This window comes from Streptomyces sp. NPDC093111, from assembly GCF_040683955.1.
In the GTDB taxonomy this organism is placed as follows: domain Bacteria; phylum Actinomycetota; class Actinomycetes; order Streptomycetales; family Streptomycetaceae; genus Streptomyces.
In genome coordinates, this window is the sequence record NZ_JBFBNW010000016.1 from 169,313 (window position 1) to 186,890 (window position 17,578).

Here is a 17,578-nt window from a genome sequence, read left to right on the forward strand (position 1 = left end):
GATGGGAACGGCATGGATCCCCGGCGTCGTACGTCTCGGTGACGGGGCGATCGGCGGCCCGATGGACACTCCGGAGCTGCCGCCCCGGGTCGTCTGGCACACCACCGAGAGCGGCGCCGGGAACGCGGCCTTCGACGCCGTCGGCGCGTACCTGATCAAGCAGGGCAGCGAACCGCACCTGCTGTACGACCCCACCACCGACGACCTGGGCCAGTTCGGGCCGCTCGACCGCAGCGCCCGGGCGCTCCGCAACGACGGCGACACCCGCACCAACCGGACCGGCCGGGTCTGCGTCCAGATCGAGGTCCTGGCCCGCGCCGCGACCCCGTTCACCGGCTACTGGAAGCCGGGCCCGCGCTTCGCCGCCCTCATGGCGGCCGTGCGCTCCTGGGGCGTGCCCGACGTGTGGGCCGGGCGGGGACGCTCGCGCTCCGACTGGCGCGGCAAGGGCGGGCACTTCGGCCACGTCCACGTCCCGGGCAACGACCACTGGGACCCGGGCGCCATCGACCCGGCGGCCCTCTTCGCCGCCGCGGGCGGGACCGGGGCGAAGCAGCGGCCGGCGCAGAACCACCTGCGGTCCGTGGTGAGCCTCGCCCGGGTGCTCGCCGCGGCCCGCACCGACCCGGCCGCCGCCCAGGGCGCGGCCGTGCACCGCGCCGACGTGCTCCCCGTGGAACGTGCCCTGGCCGCCGAGGGGCTGCTGCCCGCCCAGTGGGCGGACGGCTCCTTCGGGACCAGGACCGTGACCGCGTACGCCGCGTGGCAGCGCCGCTGCGGCTTCGGCGGCACGGACGCCGACGGGCTGCCCGGCCGCACCACCCTGGAGCGCCTGGGCCACGCCCACGGCTTCCAGGTCACCGCGTGACGCGCGGGACCCGCGCGGCGAACGGCCGCACGACACCGAAGAGCACGTCACCTCACCGTACGTACGACGAAAGGACCACCATGACCACCCTTCGTACCCTCGCCGCCGGCGTCGGCGTCGCCGTGACCGTCGCGGGGGCGGCCCTGGCGACCGCCCCGACGGCGCTGGCCGCGCAGAGCACCGACTGCGGCTCGCTCCCGCCGTCCCTCACCACCCGCACCGAGGTGGCGACCTACCGCGGCGGCGCGCTCGACCTGCCGTACAACAACGAGGCCGACGGTCAGCGGGTCGGCACCTTCACGCCCAACGGCTCGCCCGCGCAGACCTGGTCGGTGTGGCGCTACTGCGACGGCACCAGTGCCATCAGCCACGGCTTCGACAAGGTCCTGGAGGCCGGCGGCACCAACGACCTGGCCATCCCGCAGCTCGGGTCGGCGACCCGTGACGGCCTCAACAGCCCCTGGGGCGGTGTGGCCCCCGCCCAGAAGTGGCAGCTGATCGACGGCGGCAACGGCTGGCGGATGGCCAAGAACGCGGTCACCGGCCAGTGCCTGAAGAGCAACGGCGTCGGCTACCTGAACTCCCTGGCCGGCTGCGACCAGAACGACGCCGGGCAGTGGTGGCGACTGGGCTGAGGCCCGGCCGCCCCACCACCGGGGAACGGGGGGCCGCTCAGCCGCCCAGGTAGCTGAGCAGCTCCCCGTGCAGCAGCCCGTTCGACGCCACGGCGTTGCCGCTGTGCGGGCCGTGGCGTCCGTCCAGGCCGGTGAAGGTGCCGCCGGCCTCCTGGACCACGATCGAGGTGGCCGCCATGTCCCACAGCGAGAGTTCGGGCTCCGCGCACAGGTCCACCGAGCCCTCGGCGACCATCATGTACGGCCAGAAGTCGCCGTACGCGCGGGTCCGCCAGACCGCGCGGCCGAGGTCGAGGAAGCCGTCCAGCCGGCCGCGCTCCTCCCAGCCGGTCAGGCTGGAGTACGCGAAGGACGCGTCCTCCAGGCGCCCGACCTTCGACACCCCGATCCGGGTCGCCGAGGCGAGGCTGCGGCCCGTGTACGCGCCGAGGCCCTTCGCGGCCCACCAGCGGCGCCCGAGCGCGGGCGCCGAGACCACGCCCACCACGGGCTGGAAGCCGGTCTCGCCGGCCTCCATCAGGGAGATCAGGGTCGCCCACACGGGCACCCCGCGCACGTAGTTCTTGGTGCCGTCGATGGGGTCGATCACCCAGCGGCGCGGGCCGGTGCCCTCGACGCCGAACTCCTCGCCGAGGATCGCGTCCCGCGGCCTCGCGCGCTTCAACTGCTTGCGGATCAGCTCTTCGGCGGCCTTGTCGGCCTCGCTGACCGGGGTCATGTCGGGCTTGGTCTCGACCTTGAGGTCGAGCGCCTGGAACCGGTCCATCGTGGCCGCGTCCGCGGCATCCGCGAGGACATGGGCCAGACGCAGATCGTCGTGGTATTCGGCCATGTCGAAACTCTATCCCCCGCACACGGGTCGCCCTGCGGCGGGCCTTGACAGTGCGTGGTCGCCCGTCAACGCTGAGCGCAGTACCGACCCGGCTGGGAGGCGACGATGCCGACTGCCCGCGAAACCCTTCTCGACACGGCCCTGGCGGCCCTGGGCGCGCGGCCCTGGTCCGCGGTGCGGATGGTCGACGTCGCCGCCCGCGCGCGGGTCTCCCGACAGACCCTCTACAACGAGTTCGGCAGCAAGGAGGGGCTGGCCCGCGCCCTCGTGCGGCGCGAGGCCGACCGGTATCTGCGGGGCGTCGAGGCGGTGCTGGCGGAGGCGGTGCCGGCCGGGGCGCTGCCGGCCGAGCCCGGTCCGTACGCCCGCGGGCTGCTCGCCGTCGCCGAGTGGACGGTCGCCGCTGCCGCCGCCCGGCCGGTGCTGCGGGCCCTGCTCACCGGCGCCTGGGACGAGCGGCTGCCCGCCCCGCGGCCGGTGCGCGTCGGTTCCCGGCTCGCCCCCGTACCGGAGCAGCGGCGCGCCGACGCGGGGGTGCCCACACCGGGGGAGCTGCTCGCCCAGGCACGGGACCGGGCGGCGTCGCTGATCGCGCGGGGCCCGGACGGCGGGGACGGCGAAGGAGCCGGGCATGCCGAGGCCGCCGGGGACGCCGAGGCCGCCAGGGCCGCCACGGACACCGACGACACGGCGGCCGTCCTCCGCTCCTGCGAGCTCGCCCTGCGTCTCGCCCTGTCCTTCGTGGTGGCCTCCACGGGCCGGGAGGCGGAGGGCGAGCGGGTGTGCCTGGTCCGCGACGCGCTGTTCCCGCAGCGGGTCAGTGGGCGGACCCCGACAGCTGGAGGCCGATGACGCCGATGATCACCAGCGAGATCGAGACGATCTTGAGGGTGGAGACCAGGTCGCCGAGGAAGACCATCCCGTAGATCGCCGTCCCGGCCGCCCCGATCCCCGTCCACACCGCGTACGCCGGACCCACGTCCAGCTTGCGCAGGGCCAGCGTCAGGAGGCCGAAACTGCCCAGGGCGAAGGCCGCGAAGGCGACCGTCGGCCACAGCCGGGTGAAACCGTGCGAGAGCTTGAGGCAGACCGCGAACCCCGTCTCCAGAATCCCCGCGACCACCACCAGCAGCCACGCCATCGTCAGTGCCTCCCACGCCGTCGGTGACTGCTTCGTCTCACTTGGTGCGATTATGCACTTACCAGACGTGGGCGCCCGCAAACGTGCGCGAATCAGTCGCCTTCGCGTCGCTCCCGGGTCGCGAGCAGCCGCCGCAGCGAGTACAGCCGGGCCGGATCGGCGTGGCCCTCCGCCACCCAGGCGTCCAGGGCGCACTCCGCCTCGTCGTGGCTGCACGCCCGCGGGCAGTTCGCCGTCCCCGGCTCCAGGTCCGGGAAGGCGAGGATGACCCGCGACGGGTCGACGTGGTGCAGGCCGAAGGAGCGCACGCCGGGCGTGTCGATGACCCAGCCGCCGGCCTTGTCCAGCGGCAGCGCGAGCGCCGAGGTCGTGGTGTGCCGGCCCCGGCCGGTCACCGCGTTCACGTGCCCGGTGACCCGTCGCTTCTCCTCCGGCACCAGCGCGTTCACCAGCGTCGTCTTGCCGACGCCCGAGTGCCCCACGAAGGCCGTCACCCGGTCGCCCAGGTACTCCCGCACCCGGTCGGCCGCCTCGCCGTCGTACAGCTCGTCGCGGTTGACCACCACGTGCGGGATGTCCAGCGCGCCGTACAGGTCCAGGAGCGCCGACGGCGGCGCCAGGTCCGACTTCGTGAGGACCAGGAAGGGGGAGAGCCCGCCGTCGTAGGCCGCGACCAGGCAGCGGTCGATCAGCCGGGGGCGCGGCTCCGGGTCGGCCAGCGCGGTCACGATCGCCAGCTGGTCGGCGTTGGCCACCACCACCCGCTCGAACGGGTCGTCGTCGTCGGCCGTGCGGCGCAGCACCGAGCTGCGCTCGCCGATCCGCACGATCCGCGCCAGGGTGTCCTTCTCGCCGGACAGATCGCCGACCAGGGAGACCCGGTCGCCCACGACGGCGGCCTTGCGGCCCAGCTCGCGGGCCTTCATCGCCATCACGACCCGGTCGTCGACCAGACAGGTCAGCCGGCCCCGGTCGACGGTGAGGACCATGCCCTCGACGGCGTCCTCGTGCTTGGGGCGGATGGTGGTGCGGGGACGGTTGCCCTTGCGGTTGGGCCGCTGGCGGATGTCGTCCTCGTCGGTGTTCTTCCCGTAACGCCGCATGGCTCAGGCTCCGAGCATTTCGGTCCACATCCTCGGGAAGTCGGGCAAGGTCTTCTCCGTCGTCGCCACGTTCTCGATCTCCACGCCCTCGACGGCCAGGCCGATGATCGCGCCCGCGGTCGCCATCCGGTGGTCGTGGTACGTGTGGAAGACGCCGCCGCGCAGCGCGCGCGGGCGGATGTGCAGCCCGTCCTCGGTCTCCGTCACGTCACCGCCGAGCCCGTTGATCTCCTTGGTGAGGGCGGCCAGCCGGTCGGTCTCGTGGAGCCGCAGGTGGGCGACGCCGCGCAGGGTGGACGGGGAGTCCGCGAGGGCGGCGACCGCCGCGATGCCGGGGGTCAGCTCGCCGACCTCGCCCAGGTCCACGTCGATGCCGTGGATCCGGCCGGTGCCGGTGAAGGTCAGCCCCCGGTCGGTCAGCTCGCAGGAACCGCCCATCGCGGTGAAGATCTCCCGCAGCGCGTCACCGGGCTGGGTGGTGCGGGCCGGCCAGTCCGGCACGGTCACCCGGCCGCCGGTCACCAGGGCCGCGGCCAGGAACGGCTGCGCGTTGGACAGGTCGGGCTCGACCACCAGGTCCCGCCCGAGCAGCGCGGACGGCGCCACCCGCCACACGTCGGGGCGTCCGCCGTGCTCCGGCTCGTCGACCTGCGCGCCGACCGAGCGCAGCATGTCGACGGTCATCCGGATGTGCGGCAGTGAGGGCAGCCGGCCGCCGACGTGCCGTACCTCCACGCCCTGGTTGAAGCGCGCGCCCGACAGCAGCAGGGCGCTGACGAACTGGGAGGACGAGGAGGCGTCGATCTCGACGACACCGCCCTCCAGGGAGCCGCCGCCGTGCACGGTCATCGGCAGCGCGCCGCGCCCGTCGTCGTCGATGCGGGCGCCGAGCGCGCGCAGCGCGTCGATGACCCCGTGCAGCGGGCGCTCGTGCGAGCGCGGGTCGCCGTCGAAGCGGACCGGCCCCTCGGCGAGGGCCGCGACCGGCGGCAGGAAGCGCATGACCGTGCCGGCGTTGCCGACGTCCACGGTCGCGGGGCCGCGCAGCCCGGCCGGGATGACCCGCCAGGCCTCGCCGCCGCCGTCCGGGCCCCCCGCGACGGAGGAGCTCGACGACACGGTCTCCTCGATCCGCACGCCGAGGGTGCGCAGCGCCTCCGCCATCAGCAGGGTGTCGCGCGAGCGCAGCGGGCGGCGCACCCAGCCCGGCTCGGCGGCCAGCGCGGCGAGCACGAGGGCGCGATTGGTGACCGACTTCGATCCGGGCACGGTGACGGTGGCGTCCACGGCGCCGCCGGCATAGGGGGCGGGCCAGAGGCCGGTGAGCGGATCGGTGTGCGCGGAGCTTTCGGTCATGCCCTCACCTTACGGGGGGACTACAGGCCCAGGAGCCAGCGTCCTCCGCCGATCAGGGCGCAGAGCGAGACGGCGTGGAAGAAGAAGAGCCACAGCGCGGGATGCACGTGGGTGAGCCGCCCGAGCTGGTCCGCGTCGGAGTCGGGCGCCCCTCCGTGCCGCCGCTTCGCCTGGAGCTCGAAGGCCGGCCGGACCCCGCCGAGCAGCAGGAACCAGACCACCGCGTACGCGAAGGCCGACTGCACGTCCGGGCCGGTCAGCCAGGACACCAGCAGGAACACGCCGCCGGTGAGCAGCACGGTGAAGACGCCGTACGCGTTGCGGACCATCACCAGCATCGCCACGAGCAGCGCCGTGGCCAGCCACAGCAGCAGCGTGACGCGGTCGGCGCCGAGCAGCGCGGCACCGCCGAGGCCCAGCAGCGGGGCGGCGGTGTAGCCGGCCGCGGCCGTCAGGATCATGCCGATGCCGGTGGGCCGTCCGCGCGACACGGTCAGCCCGCTGGTGTCCGAGTGCAGCCGGATGGACTGGAGCCGCCGCCCGGTGGCGAGCGCGACCAGACCGTGGCCGCCCTCGTGGGCGATGGTGATCGCGTTGCGCGACAGGCGCCATATCGGGCGGGGCAGGACCGCGGCCAGCGCGGCGACCGCCGTGGCGATCACGATCCACTGCGCGGGCGCGGCCTGCGCGTCGAACAGGCCGTGGGGGAGGCTCATCGGGTGGAACGGCTCCTCGTGCGGGGGCGGGGTCGTGGCAGTCTGGCACTCATGTGCGGACGGTATGCGGCGAGCAGGCGCCCCGAGGACCTCGTGGACGTCTTCGAGGTCGAGAGGTGGGAGCCGGAGGAGACCCTGGCCCCCGACTGGAACGTGGCCCCGACCAAGGAGGTCTACGCGATTCTGGAGCGTCCTCTGAAAGACGCGGAATCGCGCCGCCCGGTTCGCCAGATGCGCGCACTGAAGTGGGGGCTCGTGCCGTCCTGGGCGAAGAGCCCGGAGGGCGCCGCCCGGATGATCAACGCCCGCGCGGAGACCCTGCACGAGAAGCCCTCCTTCAAGCAGGCCTTCGCCTCCCGCCGCTGCATCCTGCCCGCCGACGGCTATTACGAGTGGGTGACCGGCGCGGGCGAGCGCGACCTGGAGGTCGAGGGGAAGCGGAAGCGGCCCCGCAAGCAGCCCTACTTCGTGACCCCCGCCGACGGCTCGGTCCTCGCGCTGGCCGGCATATTCGAGTTCTGGCGCGACCCGGCCCTCCCCGACGCCCACCCCTCGGCCTGGTGGGTCACCTGCTCCGTCGTGACCACCGAGGCCGAGACCGGGCCGCTGGGCGTCGCCCCCGCCGAGGGGCCCCGCTCGCTCGCCGACATCCACCCCCGGATGCCGCTGATGCTCACCCCCGAGCACTGGGACGCCTGGCTGGACCCGCACCCCACCGGTCCGGAGGCGCTGCGCGCGCTGCTCGCCCCGCCGCCCGGCGGCCTGATGCGGGCCTACCCGGTGGCGACGGCGGTCAGCAACGTGCGCAACAACGGCCCCGAACTGCTGACGGAGCTGGAGGGCCCGGAGGAGGGCACCCTCTTCTGAGGGCCCGGAGGAGGGCACCCTCTTCTGAGGGTCCGGAGGAGGGCACCCACTTCTTGAGGGCCCGGAGGACGGCACCCTCGTCCAGGGAGCGTCCTGGGCACCGCGCCCAGGACACCGGTTTTCCGTGCCCGGGGCGGCAGGATGGCCCCGTGACCAAGACCGAGATCGTTCCGACCGACGCCGGGGACGCCCGGATCACCTGGGCCGCCGCGAAGAAGCCCTGGGCCGTGCTCGCCGTGAGCCACGGCGCCGGCGGCGGCATCGAGGCCCGCGACCTGGTGGCCCTGGCCGCCGCGCTGCCCGCGCGGGACGTGACCGTGGCCCTCGTCGAGCAGCCCTGGCGGGTGGCCGGCAAGAAGGTCGCCCCCGCGCCCAAGACCCTCGACACCGGCTGGCGCGGCCTGTGGCCCGCCCTCGCCGCCCCCGGCCTGCCGGTGATCGCCGGCGGGCGCAGCGCCGGCGCCCGGGTCGCCTGCCGCACCGCGACCGAGTTGGGCGCCGCCGCGGTGCTCGCGCTCTCCTTCCCGCTGCACCCGCCCGGCCGGCCGGAGAGCTCCCGGGCCGCCGAGCTCCTCGGCACCGGCGTCCCCACCCTCGTCGTGCAGGGCGGCAACGACCCGTTCGGCAGGCCGGAGGAGTTCCCGGACGGCCCGCACACCCTCGTGGAGGTGCCGTACGGCGACCACGGCTTCGCCGTCCCCAAGCGCGCCCCCCTCACCCAGGAGGAGGCCGTCGAGGTGATCGTGCGTGAAGTCACCACGTGGGTCACGTCACTTCGGTGACCGGCGGGCCGCACGGGAATGCCGGGCCGGGGACCGCTGTTGTGAGGGACATCGGTGCTCAGAGCAAGGAAGAGGGAGTCCGTCGCATGGGTTCGACCATCTGCCCCGAGCGTGCGCAGGCCGCTGACCTGGACTGGACGGTCCTGCCCGCGCCGAGGCCGGCCCCCGTTCGGGCGGCGGACGGAGTGGTTCCTCGTCTATCCTCCGAAGCGAGCGGGTCCGCGTTCGGGTTCGCCGCAGCGCTGGAGGAGGTGGGTCCGGTCACTGGGACCGACACAGGGACCGACGACGGCCCCGAGGAGACGACCGAGGAGCGCAACGCGCGCTTCGAGCGGGACGCCCTCGGCTACCTCGACCAGATGTACTCGGCCGCGCTGCGCATGACGCGCAACCCCGCGGACGCCGAGGACCTGGTGCAGGAGACCTACGCCAAGGCGTACGGATCCTTCCACCAGTTCCGCGAGGGCACCAACCTCAAGGCATGGCTGTACCGGATCCTCACGAACACCTTCATCAACTCGTACCGCAAGAAGCAGCGTGAGCCCCAGCGCTCGGCCGCCGAGGAGATCGAGGACTGGCAGCTCGCCCGCGCCGAGTCGCACATGTCCACCGGTCTGCGCTCGGCCGAGTCGCAGGCGCTCGACCACCTGCCGGACTCGGACGTGAAGGCGGCGCTCCAGGCGATCCCCGAGGAGTTCCGCATCGCCGTCTATCTGGCCGATGTAGAGGGCTTTGCGTACAAGGAGATCGCGGACATCATGGGTACACCCATCGGTACGGTGATGTCCCGGCTGCACCGGGGCCGCCGCCAGCTGCGCGGCATGCTCGAGGACTACGCTCGCGACCGCGGGCTGGTTCCCGCGGGCGCCGGAGAGTCGCACGATCTGAAAGGCTCGGGCTCATGAGCTGCGGAGATCCGCACGAGACGGACTGCTCAGAGGTCCTGGACCATCTCTACGAGTTCCTCGACAGAGAGATGCCCGACACCGACTGCACCAAGTTCGAGGTCCACTTCGAGGAGTGCTCCCCGTGCCTGGAGAAGTACGGCCTCGAACAGGCGGTCAAGAAGCTGGTCAAGCGCTGCTGCGGCAGCGATGACGTCCCCGTCGACCTCCGCGCCAAGGTGATGGGCCGGATCGACCTCATCCGTTCGGGTCACACGGTGCCCGAGCAGGACGTCACGGCGGCACCCCAGGAGCAGTAGCACCGAGGGCGGCGCCACCCCCTGCACGCAGGACCGAAGGCCGGGCGAACGTGTCGCCCGGCCTTCGGTGTGTCCATCGGCTTGTATCACCCGATGGTGCGAATCGCCCCCGGCGGCCCGACGGCGGCGGCCCAACTCGCTAGCGTGACCGGCGTGATGGGCGTCCAGGGCATTCCGCGAACGGCACGCGTGTACATCGGCTGCGCCCTGCTCGCCGCCACCGCCGCCGTCCTGCCCGCGCTGCGCCCCGGCACGCCCACGCCCTGGCGCGCCGTGCTCCTGCTCGCCGCCCTCTACGCGGTCTGCGAACTGCCCGCCCGCTGCTCCCTCGCCGCCCGCGCCCTCGGCCGGGCCCCCGGCGGCGCGGCCCCGCTCACCGCGGGCTCCTTCTTCCCCGTCCTGATCGCCGCCGCGCTGCTCCTGCCGCCCGCCGCCGCCGCGCTCACCGCGCTGCCCGGCGCCGTCCTCGGCCGCGTGGAACGCCCGCCCGCCGGGGCCCGGCGCGCCTGGCGGGCCGCCCAGCTCGCCCTCGCCGTCTGGGCCGCGTCGCACGCCGCCCGGCTCTTCCACTGCCACGCCGCCCTCGGACTCGGGCCCGACACCCCCGACTTCCCGTACGCGCTGCTGCCCGCCGGCGCCGCCGCGCTCACCCTCTGCCTCGTCCTCACCGTCCTCGACGGCGGCATCCGCGCCACCGCCGAACAGCTCCCGCCCCGGGCCGCCTGGCGCGGACTGCTCGGCCGCGCCCTCGCCCCGCACGCCGTGCACGGACTCGCCGGACTGATGATGGCCGTGCTCTGGCGCAGCCCGTACGGGCCGGTCGCCGCCCTCTTCGTCCTGCTGCCCATGTACATCTCCTGCTGGGTCTTCGCCCAGTACCACCGCGAGCGGGCCGCCCACCAGGCCACCATCCGGGCCCTCGTCCAGGCCGTCGACATCAAGGACCGCTACACCCGCGGCCACAGCGAACGCGTGGGCCACGCCTCCGTCCTGATCGCCCGGGAGCTCGGCATGGCCGAGGCCCGCCTGGAGGTCGTCCGCTTCGCCGGCATCCTCCACGACGTCGGCAAACTGGGCGTCCCCACCCGGGTGCTGCGCAAGGACGGGCCGCTCACCCCCGAGGAGCGCCGGATCATCGAGCTCCACCCCGAGTACGGGCACGAGATGGTCCGCGGCATCGGCTTCCTCGGCGAGGCCCGCACCGCGATCCTCCACCACCACGAACGCATGGACGGCAGCGGCTATCCGTACGGGCTCAAGGGCCGCGAGATCCCCGAGTACGCCCGGGTCGTCGCCGTCGCCGACGCCTTCGACGCCATGACCTCCACCCGCTCCTACAGCCGCGCCCGGCCCGTCGGGACCGCCCTGGCCGAGCTGGAGCGGTGCGCCGGCACCCAGTTCGACCCGCGGATGGTCGACGCCCTCGCCCGCGCCCTCGCCCGGGACGGCTGGCAGACCGAGGTCACCGCCGACGAGACCACCGCCCCGCTGCCCGGCGCCCGCACCCCGCCGCCCGACGGGACGCCCGCCGCGACCCCGCCCCCGGTGCCCGCACGGACCGCCCAGGAGCCCGCGTGAGCACCGGCCGCGCCACCGTCGGCGCCGTACGCGCCCTCGCCCTGCTGCTGACCCTCGCCGGCATCGGCGCCACGCTCTGGCAGGGCGTCGACGACCCCGCCGCCGCCCTCGCCTTCGGCACCCTCGTCGCCCTCGGCGAGCTGACCCGCTGGGGCGCCCAGCCCGGCGAGAGGGAACCCGCCCCGCTCGCCGCCGCCGGAGCCCTCGCCTACGCCCTGCTCGGCGAGAACGCCGGCCACAGCACCGCCCACGGCGTCCCGCAGACCGTCGCCGTCGCCGTCGCGGGCGGCCTCGCCGGGATCGTCCCGCACGTGGCCCGGGGCCGCGGCCCCGACCCGGACCAGCTGGCCCGCCGCGTCCTCACCGTCGGCTTCGCCGCCCTCTGCTTCCAGCCCCTGTTCAACACGGGCGCCCTCACCGCCCGCCTCGGCCACGGCCCCGCGTACGCCCTCTTCCTGCTCCTCCTGCTGCTCCTCACCGCCCTCTGCGACGCCGTCCTCGCCGCCCTGCTGCACCGCGCCCGCACCGGCCACCCCTACGGCCCGCTCCTGCGCGACCAGCTGCGCGCCCTGCCCGGCATCGGCTCCGCGGTCTGCGCCACCGGCACCGTCATGGCCCTCGGGGTGGCCGTCGCCGGACTGTGGGCGCTGCCCGTCTTCGCCGTACCGCTGCTGCTCACCCAGGTCTCCTACCGCCGGTACGCGGCCGTGCGCACCACCGACCGGCAGACCATCGCCTCGCTGGCCCGGGCCACCGAGATCGCCGGCTGCACCCCGCCGGGCCACGCCCGCCGGGTCGCCGGACTCAGCCGGGCCGTCGGCCGCGAGCTGGGCCTGACCGGCGCCGAGCTGACCGTCCTCGAATACGCGGCGCTCATGCACGACATCGGACAGCTCTCCCTGGTCGACCCCGTCGAGGGCGGCGCCACCGCCCTGCTGCCCGCCGAGGAGCAGCGCAGGATCGCCCTGCTCGGCGGGGCCGTGGTCCGCCAGACCGGGGTCGCCACCGCCGTCGCCGTCGTCGTGGAACGCCAGGCCGACCCGTACCGGGACCAGCCGCTGCCCGCCCGGATCGTCCGGACCGTCAACGCCTACGACGACCTGGCCGCCACCAGCGCCTGCGGCGGCCTCGGCGCCCTGGAACGCCTCCGGCTCGGCACCGCCCGCGACTACCACCCCGATGTCGTCGAATCGCTCGCCAGGGTGCTCGCCCGCGGTGGGGTCCCCAGGGGCATCGCCCCAGTCCCACCGGGGTAACCCATGGGTAATGAGCGCGCGTCCGACCGGGCATGGTTGGATGCGAACAAGAGGGTGAAGCGACCGGCAGGCGGGAATCGTGAGGATCTTCGGGAAGGTACGGCATCGGCCCTCCGCCTCGTGGCGGCAGGCCACCGACCGCGCGTTCACGCTGATCGGTGACGGCCGGTACGAGGACGCGGGCGCACTGCTGACGCGTGCGGCGGACCTGGAGCCCTGGCTCTCGGAGTCCTGGTTCAACCTGGCCCTGCTGCACAAGTTCCGGCACGACTGGGAGCAGGCCCGGGCCGCCGGGCTGCGCGCGGTCGCCCTGCTCGACAAGGAGACCGGCGCCCCCGACTGGTGGAACGTCGGCATCGCCGCCACCGCGCTCCAGGACTGGCCGCTGGCCCGCCGCGCCTGGCAGGCCTACGGGCTGAAGGTCCCGGGCGCCGCCGCCGGCACCGGTGAGCCGGCCGGCATGGAGCTCGGCAGCGCGGCCGTGCGGCTCTCCCCGGAGGGCGAGGCCGAGGTCGTGTGGGGCCGCCGGCTCGACCCGGCCCGGATCGAGGTCCTGTCCATCCCGCTGCCCTCCTCGGGCCGCCGCTGGGGCGAGGTCGTCCTGCACGACGGCGTCCCGAACGGCGAGCGGACCACCAGCGCGGGCCCCTCGTACCCCGTCTTCGACGAGATCGAGCTGTGGGCCCCGTCCCCGGTGCCGACCTGGGTGGTCCTCCTGGAGGCCGCCACCGAGGCCGACCGGGACGCCCTGGAGCAGCTCGCCGCCGACGCCGGCTTCGCCGCCGAGGACTGGTCCTCCTCCGTACGGCTGCTCTGCCGGGCCTGCTCGGAGTCGACCATGCCCAGCGCCGAGGGCGAGGGCGAGCACCTCGACCCGCACGACCACAGCGAACCGGGCCACCCGGGCCCGCTCGGCCACCGCTCGCCCGGCGAGCTGTGGGTGCCGGAGCGCGAATGCGGCATCGCCGCCCCCGCCGGCCTGGTCCGCGGCCTGCTCGACGGCTGGGTCGCGGACAGCCCGGACAGCCGCGAGTGGCGCGATCTGGAAGAGGTCTGCTGAGCCGGGCGCCCGGGGCCCGTAGGCTGTACGCCGACATCACAGGGTTTTGAGGAAGGCGTACGGCGGACATGGCTCAGGACACAGCGCAGGGCGGGAACGGCGTGCTCCCCGTCGACGACGAGGGCTACGTCGTCGACACGGAGGACACCGAGGAGCGCGAGACCGCGTACCGCGAGCGCGGCACCTCCCGCCCGATCACCGTGGTCGGCAACCCCGTGCTCCACAAGGAGTGCAAGGACGTCACCGCGTTCGACGACGAGCTGGCGAAGCTGGTCGACGACATGTTCGCCAGCCAGCGCACCGCCCAGGGCGTCGGCCTCGCCGCCAACCAGATCGGTGTCGACCTCAAGGTCTTCGTCTACGACTGCATGGACGACGAGGGCGTGCGCCACGTGGGCGTCGTCTGCAACCCGGTCCTCCAGGAGCTGCCGGCCGACCGCCGCGTCCTCGACGAGTCCAACGAGGGCTGCCTCTCGGTGCCGACCGCGTACGCCGAGCTCGCGCGCCCGGACTACGCCGAGCTCACCGGCCAGGACGAGAAGGGCGAGCCGATCAAGGTCCGCGGCACCGGCTACTTCGCCCGCTGCCTCCAGCACGAGACGGACCACCTGTACGGCTACCTGTACATCGACCGCCTCTCCAAGCGCGACCGCAAGGACGCCCTGCGCCAGATGGAAGAGGGCACCCCGCGCTACCCGGTCGTCGCGAACGACTGACCCGCGCCCTCCCGGACACGCCGAAGGGCCCCGCTCCCCCCGTGGAGCGGGGCCCTTCGGCGTACCGGAGGCCCGGACGCGACTCCTAGAAGTCCTCGTCCAGGTCCACCGAGCCCTCGACGGCCACCTGGTAGGCGGACGGGCGGCGCTCGAAGAAGTTGGTCAGCTCCTGGACGCCCTGGAGCTCCATGAACGCGAACGGGTTCGCCGAGCCGAACACCGGCGCGAGGCCCAGGCGGGTGAGCCGCTGGTCGGCGACGCACTGGAGGTACTCGCGCATCGACTCGGTGTTCATGCCCGGCAGGCCCTCGCCGCACAGGTCGCGGCCGAACTGGAGCTCCGCCTCGACGGCCTCCCGCAGCATCGCGGTGACCTGCGCCTGGAGCTCGTCGTCGAAGAGCTCGGGCTCCTCCTTGCGGACGGTGTCCACGACCTCGAAGGCGAAGTCCATGTGCATCGTCTCGTCGCGGAACACCCAGTTGGTGCCGGTCGCCAGGCCGTGCAGCAGACCACGGGACCGGAACCAGTACACGTACGCGAAGGCGCCGTAGAAGAACAGGCCCTCGATGCAGGCGGCGAAGCAGATCAGGTTGAGCAGGAAGCGCCGTCGGTCGGCCTGCGTCTCCAGGCGGTCGATCTTCTCGACCGAGTCCATCCACCGGAAGCAGAACTGCGCCTTCTCGCGGATCGACGGGATGTTCTCGACGGCCGCGAAGGCCGCCGCCCGGTCCTCCGGGTCGGGGAGGTAGGTGTCGAGCAGCGTCAGATAGAACTGGACGTGCACGGCCTCCTCGAAGAGCTGGCGCGAGAGGTAGAGCCGCGCCTCGGGGGAGTTGATGTGCTTGTAGAGCGTCAGGACCAGGTTGTTGGCCACGATCGAGTCGCCGGTCGCGAAGAAGGCGACCAGGCGGCCGATCATGTGCTGCTCACCGGGGGTGAGCTTGGCGAGGTCGGCGACGTCCGAGTGGAGGTCGACCTCCTCCACGGTCCAGGTGTTCTTGATCGCGTCCCGGTAGCGCTCGTAGAAGTCCGGGTAGCGCATGGGACGGAGGGTCAGTTCGAAGCCCGGGTCCAGCAGGTTCTTCTGTTCGTTGGAGCTCATCACTGGCAGGCCTCGCAGGACTCGGGGTTCTCAAGGGAGCAGGCGACGGCGTCGGGGTCGGCGACCTGCTGGACGGGGATGGTGGCGGCCTGCGCGGCGCGGGCGATCCGGGTCGCCGGGCGCGAGCGCAGGTAGTACGTGGTCTTCAGGCCCTGCTTCCAGGCGTACGCGTACATCGACGACAGCTTGCCGATGGTCGGCGTCTCCAGGAACAGGTTCAGCGACTGGGCCTGGTCCAGGAACGGGGTACGGGCGGCGGCCATGTCGATCAGGCCGCGCTGCGGGATCTCCCACGCCGTCCGGTACAGCTCGCGCACCTCGGCCGGCACCCAGTTGAAGCCGGCGATCGAGCCGTTGGCCTCGCGCAGCGCCTCGCGGGTCTGCGCGTCCCACACGCCGAGCCGCTTCAGCTCGTCCACGAGGTACGAGTTGACCTGGAGGAACTCGCCGGACAGCGTCTCGCGCTTGAAGAGGTTGGAGACCTGCGGCTCGATGCACTCGTAGACGCCGGCGATCGAGGCGATCGTCGCGGTCGGCGCGATGGCGAGCAGGAGGCTGTTGCGCATGCCGACGGCGGCGATCCGCTCGCGCAGCGCGGCCCAGCGCTCCGGCCAGTTCAGCTCCACGTCGTAGTGGTCCGGGTGCAGGACGCCGCGGGCGGTGCGGGTCTTGTCCCAGGCGGGCAGCGGGCCGTTGCGCTCGGCGAGGTCGGCGGACGCCTCGTACGCGGCCAGCATGATCCGCTCGGCGATCCGGGTGGACAGCGCGCGGGCCTCGGCCGAGTCGAAGGGCAGCTTCAGCTGGAAGAAGACGTCCTGGAGGCCCATCGCGCCCAGGCCCACCGGACGCCAGCGGGCGTTGGAGCGCCCGGCCTGCTCGGTCGGGTAGAAGTTGATGTCGACGACCCGGTCGAGGAAGGTGACGGCGGTGCGCACGGTCTCGTCGAGCCGCGCCCAGTCGATCTCCCCGTTCCGCACGAAGGCGCCGAGGTTGACCGAACCGAGGTTGCAGACGGCCGTCTCGCCGTCGTCGGTGACCTCGATGATCTCGGTGCAGAGGTTCGAGGAGTGGACGACGGAGCCGGGCTCGGCGGTCTGGTTGGCGGTCCGGTTGGACGCGTCCTTGAAGGTCATCCAGCCGTTGCCGGTCTGCGCGAGGGTGCGCATCATCCGGCCGTACAGGTCACGGGCCGGCATGGACTTCTTGGCCAGGCCCGCGGCCTCCGCCGCCCGGTACGCGGCGTCGAACGCGTCGCCGTACAGGTCGACCAGCTCGGGCACGTCGGAGGGCGAGAACAGCGACCAGTCGGCGTCCGCGTTGACCCGGCGCATGAACTCGTCCGGGATCCAGTGCGCGAGGTTCAGGTTGTGCGTGCGGCGGGCGTCCTCGCCGGTGTTGTCGCGGAGCTCCAGGAACTCCTCGATGTCCGCGTGCCAGGTCTCCAGGTAGACCGCGGCGGCGCCCTTGCGGCGGCCGCCCTGGTTCACCGCGGCGACGGAGGCGTCCAGCGTCTTCAGGAACGGCACGATGCCGTTGGAGTGCCCGTTGGTGCCGCGGATCAGCGAACCGCGGGCGCGGATGCGGGAGTACGACAGGCCGATGCCGCCCGCGTGCTTCGACAGGCGCGCGACCTGGTGGTAGCGGTCGTAGATGGAGTCCAGCTCGTCCTGCGGGGAGTCCAGCAGGTAGCAGGAGGACATCTGCGGGTGGCGGGTGCCGGAGTTGAACAGGGTGGGGGAGGAGGGCAGGTAGTCGAGCCGGCTCATCAGCCCGTACAGCGCGGCCACCTCGTCGACGGCGCGCGCCGACTCGTCCTCGGCCAGACCGGACGCCACCCGCAGCATGAAGTGCTGCGGGGTCTCGACGACCTTGCGGGTGATCGGGTGCCGCAGCAGGTAGCGGGAGTACAGGGTGCGCAGGCCGAAGTAGCCGAAGCGGTCGTCGCCGGCCGGGTCGATCAGCGCGTCGAGGCGCGCGGTGTGCGCGGCGACGAACGCGGCCGTGCGGTCGGCGATCAGGCCCTCGCGGTGGCCGACGGCGACGGAGGCCGAGAAGGAGACGGCGCCCTGGCCGGCCGCCTCGTCGGCGATGGTGAGGGTGAGCAGCCGGGCGGCGAGCCGGGAGTACGCCGGGTCCTCGGCGATGAGTCCGGCGGCGGCCTCGGTGGCCAGCTCGCGCAGCTCCGCCTCGTCCGCGCCGGCGCTGCGGCCGCGCAGGGCGGCGGCGGCGACCTTGCCGGGGTCGGTGTCCGGGAGGTCGGCGGTGAGATCGGTCAGGACCCGCAGCAGCACGGTGCCGGGGCCGTCGGTCTCGATCGCTGCGGCCGGATCGGCGGGCGCGATGGTCACGTGGGGGCTCTCCC

Annotated in this window: 18 protein-coding genes; 11 read left to right on the forward strand and 7 right to left on the reverse strand. The window is 73.6% G+C overall.

The window, feature by feature from the left end; genetic code table 11:
• Position 1 precedes the first annotated feature (1 nt).
• Both AB0Q96_RS27785 and AB0Q96_RS27790 read left to right on the forward strand, forming a co-directional pair.
• The gene (locus tag AB0Q96_RS27785) at positions 2-868 is read left to right on the forward strand and encodes a peptidoglycan-binding protein LysM (protein ID WP_365330091.1); all 867 of its coding nucleotides are present in this window, start codon (positions 2-4) and stop codon (positions 866-868) included.
• 80 nt (positions 869-948) lie between these two features.
• On the forward strand, positions 949-1,503 hold the full coding sequence (locus AB0Q96_RS27790; protein WP_365330093.1) for a hypothetical protein: 555 nt from the start codon (positions 949-951) through the stop codon (positions 1,501-1,503).
• Between the two features lie 37 nt (positions 1,504-1,540).
• Here the strand turns inward: AB0Q96_RS27790 and hisN are convergent, their stop codons facing one another.
• Positions 1,541-2,335, reverse strand: a complete 795-nt coding sequence (hisN, locus tag AB0Q96_RS27795) for a histidinol-phosphatase (RefSeq protein WP_365330095.1) — start codon at positions 2,333-2,335, stop codon at positions 1,541-1,543.
• 105 nt (positions 2,336-2,440) lie between these two features.
• Between hisN and AB0Q96_RS27800 the strand changes: the two genes are divergently transcribed.
• Complete coding sequence (locus tag AB0Q96_RS27800; protein ID WP_365330097.1) at positions 2,441-3,187, forward strand: helix-turn-helix domain-containing protein; 747 nt, start codon at positions 2,441-2,443, stop codon at positions 3,185-3,187.
• Here AB0Q96_RS27800 and AB0Q96_RS27805 read toward each other — a convergent pair.
• The 4 genes from AB0Q96_RS27805 to AB0Q96_RS27820 all read right to left on the reverse strand — a co-directional run bounded on the left by AB0Q96_RS27805 (position 3,153) and on the right by AB0Q96_RS27820 (position 6,651).
• The gene (locus tag AB0Q96_RS27805; RefSeq protein WP_046907355.1) at positions 3,153-3,476 is read right to left on the reverse strand and encodes a multidrug efflux SMR transporter; all 324 of its coding nucleotides are present in this window, start codon (positions 3,474-3,476) and stop codon (positions 3,153-3,155) included. The genes AB0Q96_RS27800 and AB0Q96_RS27805 overlap by 35 nt on opposite strands.
• A gap of 92 nt (positions 3,477-3,568) precedes the next feature.
• Complete coding sequence (gene rsgA / locus AB0Q96_RS27810) at positions 3,569-4,579, reverse strand: ribosome small subunit-dependent GTPase A (RefSeq protein ID WP_365330099.1); 1,011 nt, start codon at positions 4,577-4,579, stop codon at positions 3,569-3,571.
• 3 nt (positions 4,580-4,582) lie between these two features.
• Positions 4,583-5,935 (reverse strand): 3-phosphoshikimate 1-carboxyvinyltransferase, encoded by a 1,353-nt coding sequence (gene aroA / locus AB0Q96_RS27815; RefSeq protein ID WP_365330101.1) that lies wholly within the window; start codon positions 5,933-5,935, stop codon positions 4,583-4,585.
• 20 nt (positions 5,936-5,955) lie between these two features.
• Positions 5,956-6,651, reverse strand: a complete 696-nt coding sequence (locus AB0Q96_RS27820; RefSeq protein WP_365330103.1) for a M50 family metallopeptidase — start codon at positions 6,649-6,651, stop codon at positions 5,956-5,958.
• Positions 6,652-6,702: 51 nt separating this feature from the next.
• Here AB0Q96_RS27820 and AB0Q96_RS27825 point away from each other — a divergent pair, with 51 nt between their 5' ends.
• The 8 genes from AB0Q96_RS27825 to def all read left to right on the forward strand — a co-directional run bounded on the left by AB0Q96_RS27825 (position 6,703) and on the right by def (position 14,114).
• Complete coding sequence (locus tag AB0Q96_RS27825; protein ID WP_365330105.1) at positions 6,703-7,518, forward strand: SOS response-associated peptidase; 816 nt, start codon at positions 6,703-6,705, stop codon at positions 7,516-7,518.
• A 149-nt stretch (positions 7,519-7,667) separates the two neighbouring features.
• The gene (locus AB0Q96_RS27830) at positions 7,668-8,300 is read left to right on the forward strand and encodes an alpha/beta family hydrolase (protein WP_365330107.1); all 633 of its coding nucleotides are present in this window, start codon (positions 7,668-7,670) and stop codon (positions 8,298-8,300) included.
• 251 nt (positions 8,301-8,551) lie between these two features.
• Positions 8,552-9,205 carry a sigma-70 family RNA polymerase sigma factor gene (locus AB0Q96_RS27835; RefSeq protein ID WP_207926457.1) on the forward strand — a complete coding sequence of 218 codons (654 nt, stop codon included), beginning with the start codon at positions 8,552-8,554 and terminating at the stop codon, positions 9,203-9,205.
• Positions 9,202-9,504 (forward strand): mycothiol system anti-sigma-R factor, encoded by a 303-nt coding sequence (gene rsrA / locus AB0Q96_RS27840; protein WP_329423897.1) that lies wholly within the window; start codon positions 9,202-9,204, stop codon positions 9,502-9,504. The genes AB0Q96_RS27835 and rsrA overlap by 4 nt, the downstream gene beginning before the upstream one ends.
• A 156-nt stretch (positions 9,505-9,660) precedes the next feature.
• The gene (locus AB0Q96_RS27845) at positions 9,661-11,082 is read left to right on the forward strand and encodes an HD-GYP domain-containing protein (protein WP_365330227.1); all 1,422 of its coding nucleotides are present in this window, start codon (positions 9,661-9,663) and stop codon (positions 11,080-11,082) included.
• Complete coding sequence (locus tag AB0Q96_RS27850; RefSeq protein WP_365330109.1) at positions 11,079-12,338, forward strand: HD domain-containing protein; 1,260 nt, start codon at positions 11,079-11,081, stop codon at positions 12,336-12,338. Before AB0Q96_RS27845 ends, AB0Q96_RS27850 begins: the two co-directional genes overlap by 4 nt.
• Before the next feature lie 79 nt (positions 12,339-12,417).
• Positions 12,418-13,398 carry a tetratricopeptide repeat domain-containing protein gene (locus AB0Q96_RS27855; RefSeq protein WP_046907347.1) on the forward strand — a complete coding sequence of 327 codons (981 nt, stop codon included), beginning with the start codon at positions 12,418-12,420 and terminating at the stop codon, positions 13,396-13,398.
• Between the two features lie 68 nt (positions 13,399-13,466).
• Entirely contained in the window at positions 13,467-14,114 is a 648-nt protein-coding gene (gene def, locus AB0Q96_RS27860) for a peptide deformylase (protein ID WP_365330111.1), read from the forward strand.
• 85 nt (positions 14,115-14,199) lie between these two features.
• Here def and AB0Q96_RS27865 read toward each other — a convergent pair whose 3' ends face one another.
• Together AB0Q96_RS27865 and AB0Q96_RS27870 are read right to left on the reverse strand one after the other, a co-directional pair.
• Positions 14,200-15,216, reverse strand: coding sequence for a ribonucleotide-diphosphate reductase subunit beta (locus tag AB0Q96_RS27865; RefSeq protein WP_365330113.1), 1,017 nt, complete (start codon positions 15,214-15,216; stop codon positions 14,200-14,202).
• On the reverse strand, positions 15,216-17,564 hold the full coding sequence (locus AB0Q96_RS27870; protein ID WP_365330115.1) for a ribonucleoside-diphosphate reductase subunit alpha: 2,349 nt from the start codon (positions 17,562-17,564) through the stop codon (positions 15,216-15,218). Before AB0Q96_RS27870 ends, AB0Q96_RS27865 begins: the two co-directional genes overlap by 1 nt.
• Between the last annotated feature and the right edge of the window lie 14 nt (positions 17,565-17,578).